Genomic DNA, 24,255 nt, shown 5'->3' with positions numbered 1-24,255 from the left:
CTCCGTGCCTCCACCCTACGCGCGCCGACTAACGTGGCCGCCGTGGACGACTCGCACCTCGCCCGCGACGCAGCGCTGGCCGCCGACCTGGTCCGCGAGGCGGCGCTGCTGGCGGCCCGCATCCGGCAGGAGGGCCTCGACGTCGAGCGCAAGACCAGCGGCTCCGACATCGTCACCCAGGCCGACACCGCCGCCGAGCGGCTGATCGTCCAGCAGCTCGCCGCCGAGCGGCCGGACGACGCGATCGTGGGGGAGGAGGGCACGTCGAGGCCCGGCACCTCGGGCCGCACCTGGGTGATCGACCCCGTGGACGGCACCTTCAACTTCTCCCGCGGCAGCGACTGGTGGTGCACCGCGATCGCCCTGCACGACGAGGACGACGTGCTGCTCGGTGCGGTCCACCACGCCGCCAGCCTGCGCACCTGGGTGGGTGGACCCGACCTGCCGAGCACCTGCGACGGCGAGCCGCTCGCCCCGCTGCCCGACACCCCGCGCGAGGCGCGGTGCGCCGCGACCTACCTGCACCCGCCGTTCTTCGGCAGCGAGGTCGGCGAGGCCTTCGCGCGCGCCCTGGGCCAGGTCGGCACGCTGCGGATGCTCGGCTCCGGGACGATGGACACGATGGCGATCGCCTCCGGACAGTGGGACGTGCTCTTCCAGCACTCGGTGGCCGACTGGGACCGGCTGCCGGGCGCCGCGATCATCCGAGGCGCGGGTGGCGAGTCGGTCGTCGTGGCGGCCTCGGGGGTGGAGTGGACGGTCTCCGGGGCCCCCGCCGCCGTGGCGGACGTCCGCGCCGCGCTGCTCGACCGATAGCCTGCCGCCGTGCTCGATCGGTTCAAGCAGTTCTGGCAGGGCGTGATGCTCGCGCCCTTCATCAACCTGTTCATCCGCCTGGGCATCAGCCCCGACGTGGTGACGCTGGTCGGCACGCTGGGGGTCAGCTTCGGCGCGCTGTTCTTCTTCCCCCGCGGCATGGTGTGGGAGGGCGTCCTCTTCATCACCGCCTTCGTCTTCAGCGACCTCGTCGACGGGGCGATGGCCCGCAAGGTGGGGCGCAAGGACGACTTCGGCGCCTTCCTCGACTCGACGCTCGACCGGGTCGCCGACGGCGCGCTGTTCGCCGGGCTGGCGCTCTTCTTCGCCTGGGAGCGCGAGAGCCACCTCTACCTGTGGCTGTGCCTCGTCATCCTCGTGATGGGCGCCGTGACGTCGTACGCCCGCGCCAAGGCCGACCACCTCGGGTACGACGCCAAGGTCGGCATCGCGGAGCGGCCCGACCGCCTCGTGGGGATGCTCGTGCCGGCGTTCTTCGCCGACCTCCTCGACCTCTGGATCCTGCTCGAGGTCGCCCTCTGGGCCCTCGCGATCGCGGCCACCGTCACCGTCGCGCAGCGCATCTGGGTCGTGTGGCGGCAGGCGCTCGCCCGCGCCGCCTCGCAGGCCTGATCTGGCCCTCGACCATCGGTGGTGGCGATGCATCCTTTCGGATGAGCCCGCACTACGATCGAGGCATGGCTGAGCACACTCCCGAGACGGCTGTCGACACCCCCCTCGAGCACGGCACGAGCCGCGTCAAGCGCGGCATGGCCGAGATGCTGAAGGGCGGCGTGATCATGGACGTCGTCACCCCCGACCAGGCCAAGATCGCGGAGGACGCCGGCGCGGTCGCCGTGATGGCGCTCGAGCGCGTCCCGGCCGACATCCGCGCCCAGGGCGGCGTGTCCCGGATGAGCGACCCCGACATGATCGACGGGATCATCGAGGCCGTATCGATCCCGGTGATGGCCAAGGCCCGCATCGGCCACTTCGCCGAGGCGCAGGTGCTGCAGTCGCTCGGCGTCGACTACATCGACGAGTCCGAGGTGCTCACCCCGGCCGATTACACCAACCACATCGACAAGTGGGCCTTCACCGTTCCCTTCGTGTGCGGTGCCACGAACCTCGGTGAGGCGCTGCGCCGCATCACCGAGGGCGCGGCGATGATCCGCTCCAAGGGCGAGGCCGGCACCGGTGACGTCTCCAACGCGGTCATGCACATGCGCACCATCGGCGGCGAGCTGCGTCGCCTGCACAGCATGTCCGAGGACGAGCTCTACGTCGCGGCCAAGGAGCTGCAGGCCCCCTACGAGCTGGTCAAGGAGGTCGCGGCCGCGGGCAAGCTGCCGGTCGTCCTCTTCACCGCGGGCGGCATCGCCACCCCGGCCGACGCCGCGATGATGATGCAGCTCGGCGCGGAGGGCGTCTTCGTCGGGTCGGGCATCTTCAAGTCCGGCAACCCGGCCCAGCGGGCCGAGGCCATCGTGAAGGCCACGACCTTCCACGACGACCCCGACGTGGTCGCCAAGGTCTCCCGCGGCCTCGGCGAGGCCATGGTCGGCATCAACGTCGACGAGATCCCGCAGCCGCACCGCCTGGCCGAGCGCGGCTGGTGACGCGGGGCCGCGGCGGTCCACCGGCCGCCGCGGCTCCCACCCCCCTCAGCGCAGGGCGCGGGTCAGCACGCGGGCGGCGTTGCCGAAGCCGTACGCCTCCGCGCCCGGCTGTGCGGGCAGGCCGAGGCGCACCACCATGGTGCGCGAGGACGGGTCGACGAGCAGCACCTGGCCGCCGAAGCCGAGCGCCGCGAAGACGTCGACGGGCGCCGACGGTGCCAGCTGCCCGGTGACCGGCCGCAGCGGCTGGCCCTGTGCGTCGACCGGGTCGGTCGCCCCGCGGAGGGCGCCGGGACGGTTGAGCCACCAGAGGTAGCCGTAGGCCGCGTTGTGGACCGTCGAGGACTCGCCGACCGCGCGTCGGATGTAGGAGTCGTCGAGGATGCGCCGGCCGCCCACCGTGCCGCCGTCGAGGTAGAGCCGGCCGAGCCGGGCGATGTCGAGGCACGTCGTGCGAAGGCCGTAGAACACGGCCGCGTCGTCCGCGCGGTCGGTGATGAACGACGTGCGGGTCATGCCGAGCGGCTCGAAGAGCCGCTTCCGGGCGAACCTCGCCACCGGCATCCCCGTCGCCTCCTCCAGCACCGGCTCGAGCACCTGGATGGCGGCGTTGTTGTAGGCCCACGCGCTGCCGGGGGCGTACTGCTGCGGGAGCGAGACGGCGTACCTGGTGCGGCTCCGCGCCGCCAGCAGGTCGGCGTAGTCGGACTGGAACGACCAGAAGCGGCCGCTGTCGTTGGAGAGCAGGTTGCGCACCGTGACCGACTCCGACGCGGTGCCGCGCCACTGGGGCACGTAGGTCGAGACCGGGTCGTCGAGGCGCAGGTCGCCGTCGCGCACCGCGATGCCGACGAGCGTGCTCGTCACGGACTTGGTGATCGAGAAGACCTCGCGCGGCTCCTCGCGCGGCAGCTGCCAGCTCCAGTCACCGACCAGCCTGCCCCGGCGCAGGACCGCGAAGCAGGTCGAGTCGAGCCGTCGGGCCTCCGCCGCCCCGCGCCGGACGGCCTTGCCGCGCAGGCCCATGCGCGCGGGGGTCGCGACCGGCCATCCCTCGACGGTGCGGGCGTCGGGTGCCGGGTGAGCGGCGGTCTCGTCGACGGCGTCGGCGGTGCTCGCGGTGGTGCCGCCGGCGGTGAGAGCGAGGGCGAGCAGGACGGCGCCCAGAAGGGCCGGACGGGGGAGCCTCATGGGGCGTGAGCCTACGGCGGCACCACGGTCCTAGGATCGGCGTTCGTGAATCCGACCATCGGCGTGCTCGCCCTCCAGGGCGACGTGCGCGAGCACCTCACGGTCCTGCGCTCGCTGGGTGCCGACCCGATCTCCGTACGCCGTCCCGCCGAGCTCGCCGCGTGCGACGGCCTCGTCATCCCGGGTGGAGAGTCCACGACGATGGTCAAGCTGGCCCGGATCTTCGACCTGCTCGAGCCGCTGCGCGACGCCGTCCGCGGTGGCCTGCCCGCCTTCGGGACCTGCGCGGGGATGATCATGCTCGCCGACCGCATCGAGGACGGCGCGGTGGGCCAGGAGACGATCGGCGGCCTCCACATCACGGTGCGGCGCAACGCCTTCGGCCGCCAGGTCGACTCCTTCGAGGAGGACCTCCACGTCGAGGGGCTGGCCGACCAAGTGCGGGCGGTGTTCATCCGCGCCCCGTGGGTCGAGGCGGTCGACGACGACGTCGAGGTGCTGGCCCGGGTGGAGGACGGCCCGGCCGCGGGTAGGATCGTCGCGGTCCGTCAAGGCCCCCTGATGGCGACCTCGTTCCATCCCGAGGTCGGCAGCGACGGCCGGGTGCACGGCATGTTCGTGGACCTGGTGCGCTCGGCCTGACGACGTACAGACGAAGCGACGGATAGAGGGACTCATGTCAGGCCACTCCAAGTGGGCAACGACCAAGCACAAGAAGGCCGCGATCGACGCCAAGCGCGGCAAGCTCTTCGCCAAGCTCATCAAGAACATCGAGGTGGCGGCGAAGCAGGGCGGCGGCGACCCGGCCGGCAACCCGACCCTCTACGACGCCATCCAGAAGGCGAAGAAGAGCTCGGTCCCCAACAAGAACATCGACTCCGCGGTCAAGCGCGGCTCCGGTGCCGAGTCCGGCGGCGTCGACTACCAGGGCATCTCCTACGAGGTCTACGGCCCGCAGGGTGTCGCCTTCCTCGTCGAGTGCCTCACCGACAACAAGAACCGCGCCGCGATGGAGGTCCGCACCGCGGTCACCCGCAACGGCGGCACGATGGCCGACCCCGGCTCGGTCTCGCGCCTGTTCACCCGCAAGGGGATCGTGGTCGTGCCGAAGTCGCAGGACCACGACGGCACCGTCCGTGAGGTCACCGAGGACGACGTCCTCGAGGCGACCCTCGACGCCGGCGCCGAGGAGGTCAACGACCTCGACGAGGCCTTCGAGGTGCAGAGCGAGGCCACCGACGTCGTCGCGGTCCGCACCGCGCTCCAGCAGGCCGGCATCGACTACGACTCCGCCGACGTCGAGTTCGTCCCCAGCCTCGAGATCCCCGTCGACGCCGACGGTGCCGGCAAGGTGCTCCGCCTCGTCGACGCGCTCGAGGACCTCGACGACGTGCAGGACGTCTTCACCAACGTGGACATCCCCGCCGACGTGATGGCCGAGCTCGAGACCGCCGACGCCTGACCCGGCTGCGCCCCCTCTCTCCCGCTGTAACGCCGGGTTAGTGCGGGTACCCCATGTGGTGCTCCACCGTGGGTACCCCGGCTAACCCGGCGTTACAGCGCCGGCCGCGGGCCACCGTCCGTCCACAGCGCGTCGCCGATGCGGCGCGTCCACAGGCACGCCGCGGACTGGTGGCCGCATGCCCGCCGGGGCTCGGACGGTGTGTGCATGTACCTACCCGCCGTCGCCCTCATGGGCGAGCAGCACGGCCTGATCACCGCCGCCCAGCTGAGCCGCGCGGGCCTCGACCCGCACGACGTCCGTCGCCTGCGTGAAGGCGGTCGCCTCGTGCGCCTCCGCCGCGGGGTGTACGTCGACTCGGAGGCTTGGTCGTCCCTCGACCCCTACCGCGCGCAACCGACGCTGAGGATCCGCGCGGCCGGGCTGGCGCTCACCTCGCGGGACTATGCCTTCAGCCACGACTCGGCGTCGATCGTCCTGGGGATGGGCGCTCCCGACCCCCGCTCGGCGCTCGTCCACGTCACCCGGACGAAGGTCCACGGAGACGCCGTCCGGGCCGGGGTCAAGCACCACCTCGCGCCGTTCCGGGACGCAGACCTCACGCACGTCGACGACCTGACCCTGCTGGATCGCGCAAGGACCGCGCTCGACATGGCGCGCGAGCACGGTCGCGCTCACGGACTCGCCGCCTGCGATGTCGCCCTCCGTGCAGGAGTGGCACGGTCCGACCTGCTCGACGTGCTGTCGACGATGGCTTGGTGGCCCCACACTCGATGTGTGCGGTGGTGCGTCGAGCACGCGGATCCCCTGGCCGAGTCCTACCTCGAGTCGCTCGTGCGCGACTTCGTCCTCGAGCTCGGGATCGGGCGTCCGGACCTGCAGTTCGGCCTGACCGACGGTCACCAGACGGCGTTCGCCGACCTCCGCGTGGCCCGGCACCTGTTCGAGGCCGATGGGTCGCTGAAGTACGCGGAGGGCAACCCGAGCGGGAAGGAGCCTGCTGTCGTGCTCGCTGAGGAGAAGCAGCGACACGACTTCCTGACCGGCTTCAAGCTCGGCATCAGCCGGCTCAGCTACGCCGACCTCTTCGCCGGTCGTCGCGCTGCGCTCGCCCGAGCCGCGCGCGAGTACGCCGACACCTGCGCCCGGTTCGGCACGGACATCGCCGACCTGGCTCCCTACCGAGTGGCCCGCCGCCGCCCCCGGGTCGTCCTGCCGCGATCCGCTGTAACGTCGCGTTAGTTGACCTACCCACCCCCGAGCACCCCCGTGGGTACCTGCAATAACCCGGCGTTACAGCGGTTCAGGCCGGGCGAAAGGCGGGACGGGACGAGGTCAGGGAGGCACGGGAGCCGGGCGCGCCGCGCGTGTCGTACGACGTCGCGCCCCCGGCGCGGGTTAGCGTGGGCGCACGAACACATGTTCGGACGAGGCGGCGGAAGGGGAGTGGCGTGCGCGTGCTCGGCATCGACCCCGGCCTCACCCGGTGCGGGGTCGGCGTGGTCGACGGCAGCGTCGGCCGGCCGTTGACGATGGTCGACGTCGGCGTGGTGCGCACGAGCGCCTCGCTGCCCGTCGCCGAGCGGCTGGTCACCATCGAGAAGGGCCTCGACGCCTGGATCGAGGAGCACCGACCCGATGCCGTCGCGGTCGAGCGGGTCTTCGCCCGCTCCGACTCCAGCACCATCATGGGCACCGCCCAGGCCAGCGGCATCGCGCTCGTCGTCGCCGCGCGGCGCGGGCTGCCCATCGCCATGCACACCCCGAGCGAGGTCAAGGCGGCCGTCTCCGGCAACGGGCGCGCCGACAAGGCCCAGGTGGGGGCGATGGTCGTCCGCATCCTGCGCCTGGCCGAGCTCCCGAAGCCCGCCGACGCGGCCGACGCGCTCGCCCTGGCCATCACCCACGTCTGGCGCGGGTCGGCGAACACCCGGCTCGAGGCCGCCGCAGCGCAGGCCCGGGCACAGGTCCGCGCGCAGACGCGGGCCCACCAGCAGCAGACCACGATGAGGACCCGATGATCGCCTTCGTCCGCGGCGAGGTCGCCGCCGTCACCCTGTCCAGCGCCGTCCTCGAGGTCGGCGGCGTCGGCCTCGAGCTCATGTGCACGCCCGGCACCCTCGCCACGCTCCGCGTCGGCAGGCCCGCGACGCTGCCCACCAGCATGGTCGTGCGCGAGGACAGCCTGACCATCTTCGGCTTCCTCGACGAGGACGAGAAGCAGGTCTTCGAGATCGTCCAGACCGCGTCCGGCGTCGGGCCCAAGGTCGCGCAGGCCATCGTCGCGGTGATGAGCCCCGACGACGTGCGCCGGGCCATCACGACCGAGGACGTCAAGGCGCTGACCCGCGTGCCGGGCATCGGGCAGAAGGGCGCCCAGCGCATCATCCTCGAGCTCAAGGACCGCATCGGCCCGCCGGTCGGCGCGCACCACCCGGCCACCTCGGCCGCACCCGCCACCGACGCGTGGCGTGACCAGGTCCACCAGGGCCTGGTCGGGCTCGGCTGGTCGGCGAAGGAGTCGGAGAGGGCGGTCGAGGCCGTCGCGCCCGACGCCGGCGACGCCCCCGACGTCGGTGCCCTCATGCGCGCCGCCCTCCGCACCCTGAGCAGGGCCTGAGGCGGGCGGGGCGACGATGAACTGGGACGACACCGACGAGGACACCTACGACGAGGTCGAGCTCACCGGTGCCGAGCTCGGCCACCTCGAGCGCCTGACCGACGCGGAGGCCGACGGCGACGAGCGCGCGGTCGAGGCGGCGCTGCGTCCCAGGACGCTCGACGAGGTGGTCGGGCAGGCGCGCGTGCGCGACCAGCTGGGACTGGTGCTCGAGGCGGCCCGACGCCGCGGCCGGGCGCCCGACCACGTGCTGCTGTCGGGTCCGCCCGGGCTCGGCAAGACCACCCTCGCCATGATCATCGCCGCGGAGATGGGCACCCCGCTGCGCCTGACGAGCGGCCCCGCGATCACCCACGCCGGCGACCTCGCCGCGATCCTGTCGGGCCTCAACGAGGGCGACGTCCTCTTCGTCGACGAGATCCACCGGATGTCGCGACCGGCGGAGGAGATGCTCTACATGGCGATGGAGGACTTCCGGGTCGACGTCGTCATCGGCAAGGGGCCCGGAGCGACCGCGATCCCGCTGGAGATCCCGCCGTTCACCCTCGTCGGCGCCACCACGCGCGCGGGTCTGCTGCCCGGCCCGCTGCGCGACCGCTTCGGTTTCACCGCCCACCTCGAGTTCTACGAGCCCCACGAGCTCGACCAGATCGTGCACCGCTCCGCCGGGCTGCTCGGCGTGCACCTCACCACGGACGGCTCCAGCGAGATCGCCTCGCGCTCGCGCGGCACCCCCCGCATCGCCAACCGCCTGCTGCGCCGGGTCCGCGACTACGCCCAGGTGCGCGCCGACGGCGTGCTGAGCCTGCCGGTGGCGCAGGCGGCGCTCGACCTGTTCGAGGTCGACGAGTCCGGTCTCGACCGGCTCGACCGCGCCGTGCTCGACGTGCTCTGCCGGCGGTTCGGGGGAGGGCCGGTCGGCGTCTCCACCCTGGCGGTCGCGGTCGGTGAGGAGCGCGAGACGGTCGAGGAGGTCGCGGAGCCGTTCCTGGTCCGGATGGGCATGCTCGCCCGCACGCCCCGCGGACGGGTGGCGACGCCCGCGGCGTGGCACCACCTCGGCCTCGCCCCGCCGCCGATGCCGACCGTCGACTCGGCGCTCGACGCCCCGCTGTTCGACGACGTGTGAGGCCCGTCGGGGCACCCGCGTAGACTCCACGCGCTCCCGCACCCGACCCCTCCAGGAGAGCCCCGACCGTGAACGACCTCGCTGCCCTTCTCCCCCTGGTGGCCATCCTGGCCCTGTTCTGGTTCATGGTGGTCCGCCCCCAGCGGCGCCGGCAGCAGGAGGTCGTCCGCCTCCAGGAGAGCATCCAGGTCGGCCAGCGCGTGATGATGTCCTCGGGCATCTTCGGCACCGTCGTCTCCCTCGCCGACGACCGCGCCCGCCTCGAGATCGCCCCCGGCACCCAGATCGACATCGCCCGCGCCGCGATCGCCAAGGTCGACGAGCCGCTGGCCGAGCCCGGTCCCGAGACCCGCGACGATGCCTGACCGTCGTACGGCCCAGGAGGCGCTGCAGCGCCTGACCGTCGACGTGCCCGACTGGCCGGAGAAGGGCGTCACGTTCAAGGACATCACGCCCGTCCTCGCCGACCACCACGCGTTCTCCGCGATCATCACGGCGCTGGCCGCCGCCGGCCGTGACGACCACGGCACCGTCGTCGTCGACAAGGTCGTCGGCATGGAGGCGCGCGGGTTCATCCTCGCGGCGCCGGTGGCGCTGGCCCTCGGCATCGGCTTCGTGCCGGTGCGCAAGGCCGGCAAGCTGCCCCGCGCCGCCCACGCGGTGTCGTACGCCCTCGAGTACGGGGAGGCGACGCTCGAGGTGCACCGCGACGCCATCGCCCCGGGGGAGCGCGTCCTGATGGTCGACGACGTGCTGGCCACCGGCGGCACCGCCGTCGCGACGCGTCAGCTGATCGAGGCCTGCGGCGGCGTCGCGACCGGCGCGTCGGTGCTGATGGAGCTGTCGTTCCTCGACCCGCGGTCGGTCACCGGCGACCTCCCGATCGCCACGCTCCTCACGATCTGACCACATCCGGCCCACTCCGGGCGCGGCAACGCCCGGCGGCTCACTAGACTGGGCCAATGGCAGAGGAGCAGGCACCCGCGCAGGACGCCAAGGCACCTCTCAGCGCGCGCGGCATGCGGGCCCGGCTCGCCCGGGTCGGCACTCGCCCGCCCTCCTCCAACCCGGTCCTCGAGCCCCTGTTCCGGGCCGTGCGCGCCAACCACCCGAAGGCCGACCTCGCACTCCTCGAGCGCGCCTACGCGGTCGCCGACAAGTGGCACACCGGCCAGATGCGCAAGAGCGGTGACCCCTACATCACCCATCCGCTCGCCGTGACCACGATCCTCGCCGACATCGGCATGACGGAGCCGACGCTCGTCGCGGCGCTGCTGCACGACACGGTCGAGGACACGCCGTACACCCTCGACGCCCTGCGCGCCGACTTCGGCGACGAGGTCGCGCTGCTCGTCGACGGCGTCACCAAGCTCGACAAGGTGCAGTACGGCGCGTCGGCGCAGGCCGAGACGATCCGCAAGATGATCGTGGCGATGTCGCGCGACATCCGGGTGCTGGTCATCAAGCTCGCCGACCGGCTGCACAACATGCGCACCCTGCGCTACGTCCCGGCCGCCTCGCAGGAGCGCTCGAGCCGCGAGACCCTCGACATCTACGCCCCGCTGGCCCACCGCCTCGGCATGAACACCCTCAAGTGGGAGCTCGAGGACCTCGCGTTCGCGACCCTGCACCCCAAGATCTACGACGAGATCGTGCGCATGGTCGCCGAGCGCGCGCCGTCGCGCGACCAGTTCCTCGCCGAGGTGGTCGCCGAGATCGAGCAGGACCTCAAGACCGCCCGGATCAACGCCAAGGTCACCGGCCGGCCCAAGCACTACTACTCGATCTACCAGAAGATGATCGTCGGCGGCCGCGACTTCTCCGACATCTACGACCTGGTCGGCATCCGCATCCTCGTCGACGAGGACCGCGACTGCTACAGCGCCCTCGGCGTGATCCACTCCCGGTGGAACCCGGTCCTGGGGCGGTTCAAGGACTACGTCGCGATGCCGAAGTTCAACATGTACCAGTCGCTCCACACGACGGTCATCGGCCCGCAGGGCAAGCCGGTCGAGGTGCAGATCCGCACCTTCGCCCAGCACCGCCGCGCCGAGTACGGCGTCGCCGCGCACTGGAAGTACAAGGAGAACACCAAGGCCGGCGTCGACACCGACCGACTCGGCGACAAGGACGACCTGACCTGGCTGCGGCAGCTGCTCGACTGGCAGAGCGAGGTCGAGGACCCGGGCGAGTTCCTGGAGTCCCTGCGCTTCGAGATGAACCAGCAGCAGGTCTACGTCTTCACCCCGCGTGGCGACGTGATCCCGCTGCCGATGGGTGCGACCCCGGTCGACTTCGCCTACGCCGTGCACACGGAGGTGGGCCACCACACGATCGGCTCCCGGGTCAACGGGCGCCTCGTGCCGCTGGAGTCGACGCTCGACAACGGCGACGTCGTCGAGGTCTTCACCTCCAAGTCGCCGACCTCGGGCCCCTCGCGCGACTGGCTGAACTTCGTCCAGTCGCCGCGCGCCCGCTCCAAGATCCGCCAGTGGTTCACCAAGGAGCGCCGTGAGGAGGCGATCGAGCGCGGCAAGGACCAGATCGCCAAGCTCATGCGCAAGGAGGGCCTGCCCCTCAACCGGCTGATGACCCACGACGTGCTGGCGCTCGTCGCCGAGCACTTCCACCACGCCGACGTGTCCGCCCTCTACGCCGCGGTCGGCGAGGGCAACCTCAGCGCGCAGGCCGTCGTACGCCGCGTCATCGACCTCCACGGCGGCGACGAGGGGGCCCAGGAGGACCTCGCCGAGGGCGTCACCATCACCGGCCGGTCGCGGACCGCCACGAAGCGCGGCCCGACCGACTCCGGCGTGATCGTCAAGGGCGTCGACGACCTGTGGGTCAAGCTCGCCAAGTGCTGCACCCCGGTGCCGCCCGACCCGATCCTCGGGTTCGTCACGAAGGGCGGGGGAGTGTCGGTGCACCGCAAGGACTGCACCAACGCCTCGAGCCTGCTCGGCCAGCCCGAGCGGGTGCTCGAGGTCGAGTGGGCGCCGACGTCGCAGTCGACGTTCCTCGTCAACATCCAGGTCGAGGCCCTCGACCGCGCCCGCCTGCTGTCCGACATCACGATGGCGCTCTCCGACGCCCACGTGAACATCCTCAGCGCCACGCTGTCCACCACCCGCGACCGGGTGGCCAAGAGCCGCTTCTCCTTCGAGATGGCCGACGCGGCCCACCTCGACGGCGTGCTGCGCGCCGTGCGCGCGGTCCCGGGCGTCTTCGACGCCTACCGCGTCACGGCTTGATTGGCGCTCGCGGTGTTGTTGGCGCTCGCTCCGCTCGCGCGTGCTCGGCGCCCCTGAGGACGTCGTCTTCCCTCCTCGCTCGAAAGCTGTCTCGCTGCGCTCGTCGCGCTTGCTCGCTCGTCAGTCCAGACGACGTCGGGCGCCGAGCGCGTGGGTCGAGGCGCATGAGGTGAGGTCCGCGAGCGCCCGGGAGTGCAGGAGGAACGTCAAGGCGGGGGAGCGAAGCGGAGGAGCCGAAGGCGTGACGACGAACGACCGGGTTACGAGCGAGCGGACACGCGCGAGCGGAGCGAGCGCCGAATCACCCGAAGTCGGCGGCGGCCTTCCTGGCCATGTCGAGGAACGCCTGCTTGTTGGCGAGCTCGGACTCGAGGTCCTTCACGCGCCGGTCGTCGCCTGCGGCGGAGGCCTTGTCGAGCTTGGCCTGGGTCTCGGCGATGCCGGCCTCGAGCTTGCCGATCATGTCGTCGGCGCGCGCGGACTTCTCCGGGTCGCTCCTGCTCCACTGCTCGTCCTCGACCGCGCGGATGGCCTGCTCGACCTTCCGCATCCGGCCCTCGAGCTCCTTCATCCGGTCGCGGGGGACCTTGCCGGCGGCGTCCCAGCGGTCGGCGAGCTCGCGGAAGGTCTTCTTGGCGGCCTCGAGGTCGGTCACGGGGACCAGCGCCTCGGCCTCGACGAGGATGGCGTCCTTGACCTCGGCGTTGGCCGCGAACTCCTGGTCGAGCGCGGCGTTGGCCGCGTCGCGGGCACCGAAGAACGTGTCCTGGGCACCGCGGAAGCGCTGCCAGAGCTGGTCGTCGACCTCCCGCGGCGCGGGGCCGGCGGCCTTCCACTCCCGCATCAGGTCGCGGTACCGGCCGGCGGTCGGGCCCCACTCGGTCGAGGTGGAGAGGGCCTCGGCCTCCTTGGCGAGCCGCTCCTTGACGACGCGCGCGGAGTCGCGGCGCTCGTGCTCCTCGGCGAAGTGCGCCTTGCGGTGGCGGGTGTACGTCGTCCGCGCGGTGGAGAACCGGCGCCACAGCGCGTCGTCGGTGGCGCGGTCGAGCCGGGGGAGCTCCTTCCACGTCGCCAGCAGCTCGCGGAGCCGGTTGGCGCCGTTGCGCCAGTCGGTGCCCTCGGCGAGCCGCTCGGCCTCGGCCACGAGCTTCTCCTTGGCCGCCTTGGACTCAGCGGACTTCTGCGCCCGCTCCTCCTTGCGCGCCGACCGCTGGACGGCGATCACCGGGGCCAGCGCGTCGAGGCGGGCGGCGAGGGAGACGAGGTCACCCACCGCGTGGGCGTCGGTGACCTGCTCGCGCAGCGCCTTCACCGACGAGGTGGCCTCCTCGGGCGCCAGCCGGCCCGACGCGACCCGCTGCTCGAGCAGGTGGACCTTGCCCTCGAGCTCGTCGTAGCGCTTGGTGAAGAACGCCAGCGCCTCCTCTGGCGTGCCGGCCTCGTAGGACCCCACGGGACGCTCGCCATCGGCGGTTCGGACATAGACGGTGCCGTCCTCGGCCACCCGGCCCCAGGGCTGCTCACCCTGGGCCGAGTCGTCTCGGGACTGCTTGTCGGCGCTCATGGTCGCCCATCGTAGTCATGGCCCGGACGGCCCTCGGTAGGCTTCCCACCGACAAGCAGACGACCGGCCGCCCGCCCGGTCGACCAGCGACGACCAGCAAGGACTGACGCCCGTGTTCATCGCCGGCTTCCCCGCCGGACCGTGGGGGACCAACTGCTACGTCGTGGCGACAGGCCCCGGGTCGGAGTGCGTGGTCATCGATCCGGGCAAGGACGCCGCCGCCGGTGTCGACCAGGTCGTGCGCGAGCACCGTCTCAAGCCGGTCAGCGTGCTCGTGACCCACGGCCACGTCGACCACATGTGGTGCGTCGCCCCCGTGGCGGGCACCTACGACGCGACGGCGTGGATCCACCCGTCCGACCGGCACCTGCTCTCCGACCCGATGGCCGGGATGAGCCCGGAGACGACCCGGATGCTGCTCGGCGGCGACCACTCGTGGGCGGAGCCCGACGACGTCCGCGAGCTGTCCGACCTCGCCGAGCTCGAGCTCGCGGGGCTGAGGTTCGTCGTCGACCACACCCCGGGCCACACCGAGGGATCGGTGACGTTCCGCACGCCGTACGCCCAGCAGGACGTCTCCGAGCTGATGTTCTCCGGCGACCTCCTCTTCGCCGGCTCCATCGGCCGCACCGACCTGCCCGGCGGCGACCACGCCGCGATGCTGCGCAGCCTGGCCGACAAGGTCCTGCCCCTCGCGGACGACATCGTGGTGCTCCCCGGCCACGGCGAGCAGACCTCCATCGGCCGTGAGCGCGCCACCAACCCCTTCCTCCTCGACCTTCCCCAGGACCCCCAGGTGAGCAACCGATGAGCAAGATCGCCCCGCTGAGCGGGTTCCCCGAGCTGCTGCCTGCGCAGCGCGCCGTCGAGCGCGAGGTGATCGCCTCGGTGTCGCGCACCTTCGAGCTGCACGGCTTCACCAACATCGAGACGCGGGTCGTCGAGCCGATCGAGCGGCTGGCGAAGGGCGGTGAGGTGGACAAGGAGATCTACGTCCTCCAGCGCATCGCCGCCGAGCCCGACACCCGGGCCGAGCTCGGCCTCCACTTCGACCTGACGGTGCCGTTCGCGCGCTACGTCCTCGAGCACGCCGGCCACCTCGAGTTCCCGTTCCGGCGCTACCAGGTGCAGCCAGCCTGGCGCGGCGAGCGGCCCCAGGAGGGGCGCTACCGGCAGTTCACCCAGGCCGACGTCGACATCGTGGGTCGCGACGAGCTGCCCTTCCACCACGACGTCGAGGTGATGTCGGTGATGGTCGACGCCCTCGGCCGGCTGCCGATCCCGCGGGTGTCGTTCCAGTTCAACAACCGCAAGCTCATCCAGGGCTTCTACCGCGGCCTGGGCATCGACGACGTCACCGACGCGATCCGTGTCATCGACAAGCTCGACAAGCTCCCGGCCGACGAGGTCGCGAAGCTCCTCGTCGAGCGGGTCGGTACGACGCCCGAGCAGGCGCAGCGCTGCCTCGAGCTCGCCACCATCCGCGTCGAGGACGCCTCGTTCGTCGAGCAGGTCCGTGCCCTCGGGGTGAGCGACGAGCTGCTCGACCAGGGCCTCGACGAGCTGGCGGCCGTGGTGGAGGGCTGCCGCGCCGTCGCGGGCGACCGCGTCGGGGTGGAGGCCAACCTGCGCATCGCGCGCGGCCTCGACTACTACACCGGCACCGTCGTCGAGATCTTCATGGAGGGCTACGAGCGCCTGAAGTCCGTCGGCGGGGGAGGGCGCTACGACGCGCTCGCCAGCGACGGGCGGACGACCTATCCCGGGGTCGGCGTGTCCTTCGGCGTCTCCCGCACCCTCGTCCCGCTCATCTCCGACGGCGTCCTGTCCGGCAGCCGCCCGGTGCCGAGCGTGGTCCTCGTCGCCCTCAACAACGAGGACGACCGTGCCGCCAGCACCCGCGTCGCCGCCGCGCTGCGCTCGCGGGACATCGCGTGCGAGGTGGCCCCGTCACCGGCGAAGTTCGGCAAGCAGATCCGCTTCGCCGAGCGGCGCGGCATCCCCTACGTGTGGTTCGTCCAGGCCGACGGCACCAGCCAGGTCAAGGACATCCGCTCGGGGGACCAGGTCGAGGCCGATCCGGCCACCTGGTCCCCGCCCGCGGCCGACCACCGACCCACCATCATCAGCACCGCCACCAGCACCACCAGCAACGAGGAGACAGACAAGTGATCCGCACCCATGACGCCGGCGCCCTGCGCGCCACGGACGTCGGCCAGACCGTCACGCTCGCCGGGTGGGTGGCGCGGCGACGCGACCACGGCGGGGTCGCGTTCCTGGACCTGCGCGAGGCCAGCGGCGTGGTGCAGGTCGTCGTACGTGACGAGGCGGTCGCGCACAGCCTCCGCAGCGAGTTCTGCCTGAAGGTCACCGGCGAGGTCGTGGCCCGCAAGGCCGGCAACGAGAACCCCAACCTGGCCACCGGCGAGATCGAGGTGGTCGCGACCGAGGTCGAGGTGCTCTCGGCGTCCGACCCGCTGCCGTTCCCCATCGACGACGCGTCCGGCCACAAGGGCGGCGAGGTCGGCGAGGAGGCCCGCCTCAAGCACCGCTACCTCGACCTGCGCCGCTCCGGTCCCAACGCCGCCCTGCGCCTGCGCAGCAAGATCAACAAGGCCGCCCGCGACGTGCTCGACGCGCGCGACTTCGTCGAGGTCGAGACCCCCACGCTGACGCGGTCCACGCCCGAGGGCGCCCGCGACTTCCTCGTGCCCGCGCGCCTCGCGCCCGGCAGCTGGTACGCCCTGCCGCAGAGCCCCCAGCTCTTCAAGCAGCTGCTCATGGTCGGCGGCATGGAGCGCTACTACCAGATCGCGCGCTGCTACCGCGACGAGGACTTCCGCGCCGACCGGCAGCCGGAGTTCACCCAGCTCGACATCGAGATGAGCTTCGTGGACCAGGAGGACGTCATCGAGCTGATGGAGGACGTCCTGGAGGCCATGTGGGCCCAGGCCGGCCACACCATCCAGCGGCCGCTGCCGCGGATGACGTACGCCGAGGCGATGGCGAAGTACGGGTCCGACAAGCCCGACCTCCGGATGGGCCTCGAGCTCGTCGAGTGCACCGACTACTTCAAGGACACCACGTTCCGGGTGTTCCAGGCCGACTACGTCGGCGCCGTCGTGATGCCGGGCGGCGGCAGCCAGCCGCGTCGCCAGTTCGACGCCTGGCAGGACTGGGCCAAGCAGCGCGGCGCCAAGGGCCTGGCCTACGTCACGATCGCCGAGGACGGCGAGCTCGGCGGCCCGGTCGCGAAGAACCTCACCGACGCCGAGCGCGACGGCCTCGCCGCCCACGTGGGCGCCGAGCCGGGCGACTGCATCTTCTTCGCCGCTGGACCGGCCAAGAGCAGCCGTGCGCTGCTCGGCGCCGCCCGCCTCGAGATCGGCCGCCGCGGCGGGATGCTCGACGACTCGACGTTCGCCTTCACGTGGGTCGTCGACGCGCCGCTCTTCGAGCCGAGCTCCGACGCGGTCGCCAGCGGCGACGTCGCCGTCGGCGCGGGTGCGTGGACGGCGGTGCACCACGCCTTCACCAGCCCGAAGCCCGAGTACCTCGACACCTTCGACACCGACCCCGGCAGCGCCCTGGCCTACGCCTACGACATCGTCTGCAACGGCAACGAGCTCGGCGGCGGGTCCATCCGTATCCACCGCGGCGACATCCAGAAGCGCGTGTTCGCGGTGATGGGCCTGTCGGAGGACGAGGCGCAGGAGAAGTTCGGCTTCCTGCTCGACGCCTTCAAGTTCGGGGCGCCCCCGCACGGCGGCATCGCCGTCGGCATGGACCGCATCGTGGCCCTCCTCGCGGGCACGGACTCGATCCGCGACGTCATCGCCTTCCCGAAGTCCGGGGGCGGCTACGACCCGCTCACGGCGGCGCCTGCCCCCATCACCCCGGAGCAGCGCAAGGAAGCCGGTGTCGACGCCTCACCGGTGAAGGACGTCCCGCCGGGGGAGTGATCCTCCGCACGTTTGCCCGGGCGTCACGGTGACGTCCGGGACAACGCGTCGTAACGGGATCGTTACCCGTCAGTGATCGTCCACGCGTCGTGGGTCACATAGAGTCCCGTTCGGCGCGGTCCCCGGAGGGCCCGCCGGACAGCACCGGACCCGAACCTGATGGGGAGAGAATGTCGGCACAAGCGACGGGGCCTGAGACCCTGGGCTCGCTCAGCGACGAACCGGAGATCACCGATCCCAACAGCGCGCAGGCCAAGGAGATCTCCGGCAAGTCGCCGTTCCAGATCGCCATGGCGCGGCTGCGCCGCGACAAGATCGCCCTGGTCTGCGCGGCGGTCGTGCTCTTCTTCATCCTGGTGGCGATCTTCGCCGACCTGATCGCCAAGGCGTTCGGCGTCAGCCTCGACACGGTCACCGCGTGCGACGTCCTGGAGTGCAACTTCGCCGAGCCGGGCGTCGGCTACCCGAAGACCGGCCCGCCGTTCCACTCGTTCGACCCCGAGCACCCGTTCGGCCTCGCGCCGCGCACCGGCGCGGACAACCTGGCCCACTGGGTCTACGGGTGCCGCACGTCCTTGCTGATCGCCGGCGCGGCGACGCTCTTCTCGTCCGTGGTCGGCATCGTGGTCGGCCTGGTCTCCGGGTTCGCCGGTGGTGTGGTCGACAAGATCCTGTCGTTCATCACCGACTTCTTCCTCACCATCCCGTTCCTGCTCGCCGCGCTGACGATCGCCCCGATCATCATCGACCGCTTCGGCACCAGCGACAGCTACGAGACCATCCAGATCGGCTCGCTGATCCTCATCCTGTCGATGTTCGGCTGGATGACGGTCGCCCGCCTGATCCGCGGCGAGGTGCTCTCCCTGCGCGAGCGTGAGTTCATCCACGCGGCCCGGGTGCTGGGCATGCCCACCTGGCGCATCCTGTTCAAGGAGCTCCTGCCCAACCTGACGGCACCGATCGTCATCAGCATCTCGCTGATGCTGCCCGCGTTCGTGGCGGCGGAGGCCGGCCTCGCGTTCCTCGGCATCGGCGTCACGGGCAGCGCCTCGTGGGGGCAGACGATCGCCAACGCGGTGCCCTATTGGAGCAACTACGCCGCGTTCCTCTGGCAGCCGCTGATCGGCGTGGTGGCCCTGGTGCTCTCGCTCAACCTCCTGGGCGACGCGGTTCGTGACGCGTTCGACCCCAAGACCCGCCGCTGAGGCGGAACCCACACACGTCACCCCGGGCGCTCCGGTGTGCGAACAACAACGAAAGGCTGGACAATGAGACGGACCAAGGCGGCGGCAGCACTCGCCACCAGTGCCGCGCTCGTCACCCTCGCTGCCTGTGGCGGCGGCGGCGGGAACGACGACGAGACCGGCGGCGCCAGTGGCGACCAGGGCTTCAAGGATGCTTCGGAGACCATTGCCAAGGACGCGGAGCGCCAGGGCCCCGCGCCCGAGGTCGAGGGTGCTTCGGCCGGTGGCACCATCACGGTGTACCTGCCGGACGACCCGGGCCCGGAGGACCTCGACCCGACCAACGGCTGGTCGGTGACGGGCAACTCGATCCAGCAGGCGCTCACGCACCGGTCGCTGACCCAGTACGCCCGCGACAACGAGACCGGCGAGATGGTCCTCGTCCCGGACCTCGCGACCGACCTGGGCCAGCCCAACGACGACTTCACCGAGTGGACGTTCACGATCCGTGACGACGCCACTTGGGAGGACGGCAAGCCGATCACCGCTGAGGAGGTCGCCTGGGGCATCGAGCGCTCGCTCGACTCCACCGCCTTCCCGTCGGGCCCCGGCACCGAGTACTCCACGCACTACTTCCTCGACGCCGACAAGTACAAGGGTCCTTACACCGACAAGGGCAAGGACTACAAGGGCATCACGTTCGACGAGGACGCCCGCACGGTGACCATCAAGATGTCCATGCCGTTCCCGGACATGGACTACTGGGGCGCCTTCATGGCGATGGGCCCGTCCCCGCTCGGCAAGGTCTCTGACCCGCCGGAGTACGGCCGCAGCCCGCTGTCGACCGGCCCCTACAAGGTCGAGTCGTTCCGCCCGAGCGAGGAGCTCGTGCTCGTCAAGAACGACGCCTGGGTGGCCGACTCCGACCCGGCCCGTCACCAGTACGCCGACAAGTGGGTCTTCAAGTTCGCTGCTGACCCGACCCAGACCGACGAGCTGATGCTCAGCGGCAACACCGAGTCGCAGACGTCCCTCGCGACCCAGATCACGGCCGAGAACTACGCCAAGTTCAACCAGGACCTCGGCGACCGCCTCGTGCAGCAGTCCGCTCAGTGCACCAGCTTCTGGGCGCCCGACTACGAGAAGACCACGCCGGAGATCCGCAAGGCCCTGGCGTACGCCTACCCGTACGAGAGCGTGTGGCAGGCCTCCGGTGAGGTTCCCGGCGTGACCCGCGTCCCGGCGAACTCGATCATGCCTCCCGGCATGGCGGGCAAGTCCGACTACCAGGTCGACGGTGAGCAGATCACCTACCAGCCCGAGAAGGCGAAGGAGATCCTGGCCGAGGCCGGCGAGGAGGGCTATGAGATCCACATGGCCTACAACACCGGCTCGCCGACCACCGAGGCTGCTCAGAAGCAGATCGAGAAGGGTCTCACCGACTCCGGCTTCAAGGTCACGTCCTACCCCGTGCCGATCGAGACCTCGCTCTACACGATCTGGACCGACCCGGACAACAAGATCAACAAGAAGCTCAACCTCCGCGGTGTCAACTGGTGCTCGGACTGGCCGTCCGGCTCCACGATGATCCCGGCCCTGCTCCGCACGGGCGCCACCTACAACACGGCGTTCTTCTCGGAGGAGTCGGCTGACGCCAAGATGGACGAGATCGGCACCATGCCGCTCGAGGACCAGCCCGACGCCTGGGGTGCCCTCGACGAGGAGATCGAGACCGAGTACTACCCGATCATCCCGACCGCGTTCCGCAACGACCTGTTCGCCTTCGGCGAGAAGATCGGGAACCCGACCGGTGACGGTGCCCTCGGCGCTCCCAACTACAAGGATCTCTACGTCGCTCAGTGATCCTGGGATCGGCTGACTGAGCCGATCCTGCTCCACCTCGGTGTGGGGGCCCCGTCGACCGGGGCCCCCACACCACCGTGTGTCGGCCGTGCCGACAGCTGCTCACAACCCCCGGAGGGAAATCCTCGTGTTCGCCTATGTCGTCAAGCGCCTGCTCTCGGGCGTGGTGGTCCTGTTCCTCATCTCGATGAGCGTGTTCCTGCTCTTCTGGTACGGACCCTCGGAGCCCGCCCAGACGATCTGCGACCGGGACACCAGCAACCGCTGCACCCCCGCGCGCCTCGAGGTGTTCCGCGAGAACCTCGGCTTCAACAACCCGTGGTACGAGGAGTACGGCACGTTCATGAAGGGTGTCGTGGCCGGGCGCGAGATCCAGTTCGGCAGCACCAAGGTCTTCGAGTGCCCGGCCCCGTGCCTGGGGTACTCCTACCGGACCAAGGCCCCGGTGTTCGAGGAGATGAAGGACCGCATGCCGGCCACGTTCTCGGTGGCCATCGGCGGCGCGTTCCTCTACCTGACCCTCGGCATCCCCATCGGTGTGGCCGCGGCCCGAAGACGGGGGACAGTGACGGACAAGGCGCTCGTCTCGAGCTTCCTGGTCATCTCGTCCATCCCCTACTACCTCTTCGCCCTCCTGACGTGGTTGTTCCTGACCATCAGCTGGGAGATACCGCTCTTCTCGGAGACCGGCTACTTCCCGATCACCGAGAACCCAGCCAAGTGGTTCTCCGGGATGGCCCTCGCCTGGTTCGCGCTGGGAGCGTTCGGATGCACCACCTACACCCGCTACTCGCGTGGGTCGATGGTCGAGGTGCTCAACGAGGACTACATCCGCACCGCCAAGGCCAAGGGCCTGAGGGACAACACCGTCGTCTACAAGCACGCCCTGCGCTCCGCGCTGGTGCCCGTCATCACGATCTTCGGCATCGAGTTCGGCACCCTGCTCGCAGGTACGATCTTCACCGAGCGAATCTTCAACATCGACGGCATCGGGTTGTGGGCCCTGCAGGCGGTCAACCAGCGTGACCTGCCCGTGGTCGCCGCCACCGCCCTGTTCGGCGCCGCCGTCCTGATCATCTCCAACATCGTCGTCGACGTCATCTACAGCGTTCTGGACCCCCGAGTGAGGCTCTCTTGACCATCACGTCCCCCTCCTCCGCGTCGTCACCCACCGACGTCGACGGGCCGTACCTCCAGGTGGAGGACCTCACGGTGACGTTCCCGACCCAGGACGGGCCGGTGCAGGCCGTGAAGGGGCTGAGCTACTCGGTCGAGCTGGGCAAGACACTCGGCATCGTCGGTGAGTCCGGCTCCGGGAAGTCGGTCTCCAGCATGGCGGTGATGGGCCTGCACGACGCCAAGTCGAGCGAGATCTCCGGCTCCATCCGCCTGGGCGGCACCGAGATCGTCGGGCTGTCCGAGAGCCGCATGCGCAAGCTCCGCGGCAACGCGATGGCGATGATCTTCCAGGACGCCCTGGCGGCCCTGCACCCGTTCTACCGCGTCGGCGACCAGCTCGCCGAGGCGTACGCCATGCACCACCCGAAGGCATCCAAGCGAGACGGCCGTCGCAAGGCGATCGAGATGCTCGACCGGGTCGGCATCCCGCAGCCCGACCGCCGCGTGGACGACTTCGCCCACCAGTTCTCCGGCGGCATGCGGCAGCGCGTCATGATCGCGATGGGCCTGATCAACGACCCGTCGCTGCTGATCGCCGACGAGCCCACGACGGCACTCGACGTGACGGTGCAGGCGCAGATCCTCGACCTGCTCCAGGACCTGCAGCGCGAGTTCAACTCCGCCGTCATCATCATCACCCACGACCTCGGGGTCATCGCCGAGATGGCCGACGACGTGCTCGTGATGTACGCCGGGCGCTGCGTGGAGTTCGGGACGACGAAGGAGATCCTCACCCGTCCCGAGATGCCCTACTCGTGGGGTCTGCTCTCCAGCATCCCCGAGGTGGGTGCCTCCACGGACGCGCGCCTCATCCCGATCCCGGGCAACCCGCCCAGCCTGCTGCGCCCCCCGTCGGGCTGCTCGTTCCATCCCCGCTGCTCGCACCGGGACAAGGTGCCGGGCGACCTCTGCTTCACGGAGCTGCCCGAGCTGACGCCGGCCAGCAACCGTGCCGGCCACCTCAAGCGGTGCCACCTGCCCAATCCCGAGGAGATCTACCTGACGGAAGTGCTTCCGGAGATCGCCCCCGACCTCGCTGAGGAGACCCGATGAGCCAGGACCCCAACGCCAAGGTGGGGATCGACGCCAGCGAGATCGGCGCCAACGCGGCAGAGACGGGGGAGCGGGACCTGTCCCACCACGCACCCGACGTGGTGGACGACCACGAGGTGGTGAAGGCGCCGCTGGACTTCCACGAGCTGGCCGAGCTGGGGCACGCCGCCACCGCGCTCAACCCCCTCGCTGAGCCGATCATCTCGGTCGACAACCTGAAGATGTACTTCCCCGTGAAGTCCTCGGGACTCATCCGGAGGACCGTCGGACACGTCCAGGCCGTCGACGGCGTGTCGTTCGAGGTCCCGCGCGGAGGGTCGCTCGGCCTGGTCGGCGAGTCCGGCTGCGGCAAGTCCACGACCGGCCGGCTCATCACCCGCCTCTACAAGCCGACCGGCGGGTCGATGATGTTCGAGGGCAAGGACCTGGCCAAGCTCTCCAACTCGGAGATGAGGCCGCTGCGTCGCGACGTCCAGATGATCTTCCAGGACCCCTACACCTCGCTGAACCCGCGTCACACCGTCGGCACGATCGTGGGTTCGCCCCTCGCGGTCCACAAGATCGTGCCGAAGGACAAGATCCTGCCGCGGGTCCAGGAGCTGCTCGAGGTGGTGGGGCTCAACCCGGAGCACTACAACCGCTATCCGAACGAGTTCTCCGGTGGCCAGCGCCAGCGCATCGGCATCGCCCGGGCCCTCACGCTCAACCCCAAGCTCCTGGTCGCCGACGAGCCGGTCTCCGCGCTCGACGTGTCGATCCAGGCGCAGGTGGTCAACCTGCTCCAGGACCTGCAGCGCGAGTTCGACATCGCCTTCCTCTTCATCGCCCACGACCTCGCGGTGGTGCGGCACTTCTGCCCCGAGGTGGCGGTGATGTACCTCGGCAAGATCGTGGAGATCGGCGACCGCGACACGATCTACGGCCACGCGCACCACCCCTACACGCAGGCGCTGCTCTCGGCGGTGCCCGACGTGAAGCAGGCCGCCATCGGCGGGCGCCGCGAGCGCATCCGTCTCGAGGGCGACGTGCCGAGCCCGATCAACCCGCCCTCGGGCTGCCGGTTCCGCACCCGCTGCCAGTTCGCCCAGGAGATCTGCGCGAAGGTCGAGCCGCCGCTGCTCCAGATCGGCCAGCGCCACAAGGTGGCCTGCCACTTCGCCGGCGAGCTGGGTGCCCACCCCGCCACGCCCGTGACCACCGACCTGCTCGGTGTGGACGACCAGGGCACCCCGGTGCCCGGGGCCACGCCCACCAACAAGCAGCTCACCATCCCGGGCTACGAGGACACCTGGTACGACCTCAAGTCGAAGCACACGACGGGGGTCTGAGGAGCACCCCGACGGCGTCGGGGGATACTCACCG

At 70.8% G+C, this 24,255-nt stretch carries 22 protein-coding genes; 20 read left to right on the top strand and 2 right to left on the bottom strand.

What is annotated here, in order from left to right; all coding sequences use genetic code 11:
- Positions 1-42 precede the first annotated feature (42 nt).
- From NYO98_RS13945 to pdxS, 3 genes are all read left to right on the top strand, one after another.
- Entirely contained in the window at positions 43-816 is a 774-nt protein-coding gene (locus NYO98_RS13945; protein ID WP_268112346.1) for an inositol monophosphatase family protein, read from the top strand.
- Positions 817-825: 9 nt separating this feature from the next.
- Complete coding sequence (pgsA, locus tag NYO98_RS13940; RefSeq protein ID WP_268112345.1) at positions 826-1,449, top strand: phosphatidylinositol phosphate synthase; 624 nt, start codon at positions 826-828, stop codon at positions 1,447-1,449.
- Between the two features lie 65 nt (positions 1,450-1,514).
- Entirely contained in the window at positions 1,515-2,435 is a 921-nt protein-coding gene (gene pdxS / locus NYO98_RS13935) for a pyridoxal 5'-phosphate synthase lyase subunit PdxS (RefSeq protein ID WP_268112344.1), read from the top strand.
- A 45-nt stretch (positions 2,436-2,480) separates the two neighbouring features.
- On the opposite strand, the gene NYO98_RS13930 is transcribed toward pdxS, so the two are convergent.
- Complete coding sequence (locus NYO98_RS13930) at positions 2,481-3,626, bottom strand: serine hydrolase domain-containing protein (RefSeq protein ID WP_268112343.1); 1,146 nt, start codon at positions 3,624-3,626, stop codon at positions 2,481-2,483.
- A gap of 45 nt (positions 3,627-3,671) precedes the next feature.
- Here NYO98_RS13930 and pdxT point away from each other — a divergent pair, with 45 nt between their 5' ends.
- From pdxT to NYO98_RS13885, 9 genes are all read left to right on the top strand, one after another.
- Positions 3,672-4,268: a pyridoxal 5'-phosphate synthase glutaminase subunit PdxT gene (gene pdxT, locus NYO98_RS13925; protein WP_268112342.1), complete on the top strand. Its 597-nt coding sequence runs from the start codon at positions 3,672-3,674 to the stop codon at positions 4,266-4,268.
- A gap of 34 nt (positions 4,269-4,302) precedes the next feature.
- Positions 4,303-5,088 (top strand): YebC/PmpR family DNA-binding transcriptional regulator, encoded by a 786-nt coding sequence (locus tag NYO98_RS13920; RefSeq protein ID WP_268112341.1) that lies wholly within the window; start codon positions 4,303-4,305, stop codon positions 5,086-5,088.
- Positions 5,089-5,295: 207 nt separating this feature from the next.
- Positions 5,296-6,330, top strand: coding sequence for a type IV toxin-antitoxin system AbiEi family antitoxin domain-containing protein (locus tag NYO98_RS13915; protein WP_268112340.1), 1,035 nt, complete (start codon positions 5,296-5,298; stop codon positions 6,328-6,330).
- 209 nt (positions 6,331-6,539) lie between these two features.
- On the top strand, positions 6,540-7,109 hold the full coding sequence (gene ruvC / locus NYO98_RS13910; protein WP_268112339.1) for a crossover junction endodeoxyribonuclease RuvC: 570 nt from the start codon (positions 6,540-6,542) through the stop codon (positions 7,107-7,109).
- Positions 7,106-7,708 (top strand): Holliday junction branch migration protein RuvA, encoded by a 603-nt coding sequence (gene ruvA / locus NYO98_RS13905; RefSeq protein ID WP_268112338.1) that lies wholly within the window; start codon positions 7,106-7,108, stop codon positions 7,706-7,708. The genes ruvC and ruvA overlap by 4 nt, the downstream gene beginning before the upstream one ends.
- Before the next feature lie 16 nt (positions 7,709-7,724).
- On the top strand, positions 7,725-8,837 hold the full coding sequence (ruvB, locus tag NYO98_RS13900; RefSeq protein ID WP_268112337.1) for a Holliday junction branch migration DNA helicase RuvB: 1,113 nt from the start codon (positions 7,725-7,727) through the stop codon (positions 8,835-8,837).
- A 68-nt stretch (positions 8,838-8,905) separates the two neighbouring features.
- Entirely contained in the window at positions 8,906-9,202 is a 297-nt protein-coding gene (gene yajC, locus NYO98_RS13895) for a preprotein translocase subunit YajC (protein WP_268112336.1), read from the top strand.
- A complete protein-coding gene (locus NYO98_RS13890) occupies positions 9,195-9,743 on the top strand; it encodes an adenine phosphoribosyltransferase (RefSeq protein ID WP_268112335.1) in 549 nt (182 codons plus the stop codon). The genes yajC and NYO98_RS13890 overlap by 8 nt, the downstream gene beginning before the upstream one ends.
- A 56-nt stretch (positions 9,744-9,799) precedes the next feature.
- On the top strand, positions 9,800-12,088 hold the full coding sequence (locus tag NYO98_RS13885) for a RelA/SpoT family protein (protein ID WP_268112334.1): 2,289 nt from the start codon (positions 9,800-9,802) through the stop codon (positions 12,086-12,088).
- Between the two features lie 301 nt (positions 12,089-12,389).
- Here the strand turns inward: NYO98_RS13885 and NYO98_RS13880 are convergent, their stop codons facing one another.
- Entirely contained in the window at positions 12,390-13,652 is a 1,263-nt protein-coding gene (locus NYO98_RS13880; protein ID WP_268112333.1) for a DUF349 domain-containing protein, read from the bottom strand.
- Positions 13,653-13,764: 112 nt separating this feature from the next.
- Between NYO98_RS13880 and NYO98_RS13875 the strand changes: the two genes are divergently transcribed.
- The 8 genes from NYO98_RS13875 (at position 13,765) to NYO98_RS13840 (ending at position 24,221) form a co-directional block, all read left to right on the top strand.
- Entirely contained in the window at positions 13,765-14,463 is a 699-nt protein-coding gene (locus tag NYO98_RS13875; RefSeq protein WP_268112332.1) for an MBL fold metallo-hydrolase, read from the top strand.
- A complete protein-coding gene (gene hisS, locus NYO98_RS13870) occupies positions 14,460-15,824 on the top strand; it encodes a histidine--tRNA ligase (protein WP_268112331.1) in 1,365 nt (454 codons plus the stop codon). Before NYO98_RS13875 ends, hisS begins: the two co-directional genes overlap by 4 nt.
- Complete coding sequence (gene aspS, locus NYO98_RS13865; RefSeq protein WP_268112330.1) at positions 15,821-17,614, top strand: aspartate--tRNA ligase; 1,794 nt, start codon at positions 15,821-15,823, stop codon at positions 17,612-17,614. Before hisS ends, aspS begins: the two co-directional genes overlap by 4 nt.
- Before the next feature lie 170 nt (positions 17,615-17,784).
- A complete protein-coding gene (locus tag NYO98_RS13860; RefSeq protein WP_268112329.1) occupies positions 17,785-18,819 on the top strand; it encodes an ABC transporter permease in 1,035 nt (344 codons plus the stop codon).
- A gap of 63 nt (positions 18,820-18,882) precedes the next feature.
- On the top strand, positions 18,883-20,661 hold the full coding sequence (locus NYO98_RS13855; protein ID WP_268112328.1) for an ABC transporter substrate-binding protein: 1,779 nt from the start codon (positions 18,883-18,885) through the stop codon (positions 20,659-20,661).
- Between the two features lie 127 nt (positions 20,662-20,788).
- The gene (locus NYO98_RS13850) at positions 20,789-21,799 is read left to right on the top strand and encodes an ABC transporter permease (protein WP_268112327.1); all 1,011 of its coding nucleotides are present in this window, start codon (positions 20,789-20,791) and stop codon (positions 21,797-21,799) included.
- Positions 21,796-22,893, top strand: a complete 1,098-nt coding sequence (locus NYO98_RS13845) for an ABC transporter ATP-binding protein (RefSeq protein ID WP_268112326.1) — start codon at positions 21,796-21,798, stop codon at positions 22,891-22,893. Before NYO98_RS13850 ends, NYO98_RS13845 begins: the two co-directional genes overlap by 4 nt.
- The gene (locus tag NYO98_RS13840) at positions 22,890-24,221 is read left to right on the top strand and encodes an ABC transporter ATP-binding protein (RefSeq protein ID WP_268112325.1); all 1,332 of its coding nucleotides are present in this window, start codon (positions 22,890-22,892) and stop codon (positions 24,219-24,221) included. Before NYO98_RS13845 ends, NYO98_RS13840 begins: the two co-directional genes overlap by 4 nt.
- Positions 24,222-24,255 lie beyond the last annotated feature (34 nt).

Source organism: Nocardioides pini (assembly GCF_026712185.1).
GTDB lineage: Bacteria > Actinomycetota > Actinomycetes > Propionibacteriales > Nocardioidaceae > Nocardioides > Nocardioides pini.
The sequence above is the reverse complement of the archived record's forward strand: the minus strand, read 5'-3'. Positions and strand labels throughout refer to the sequence as shown.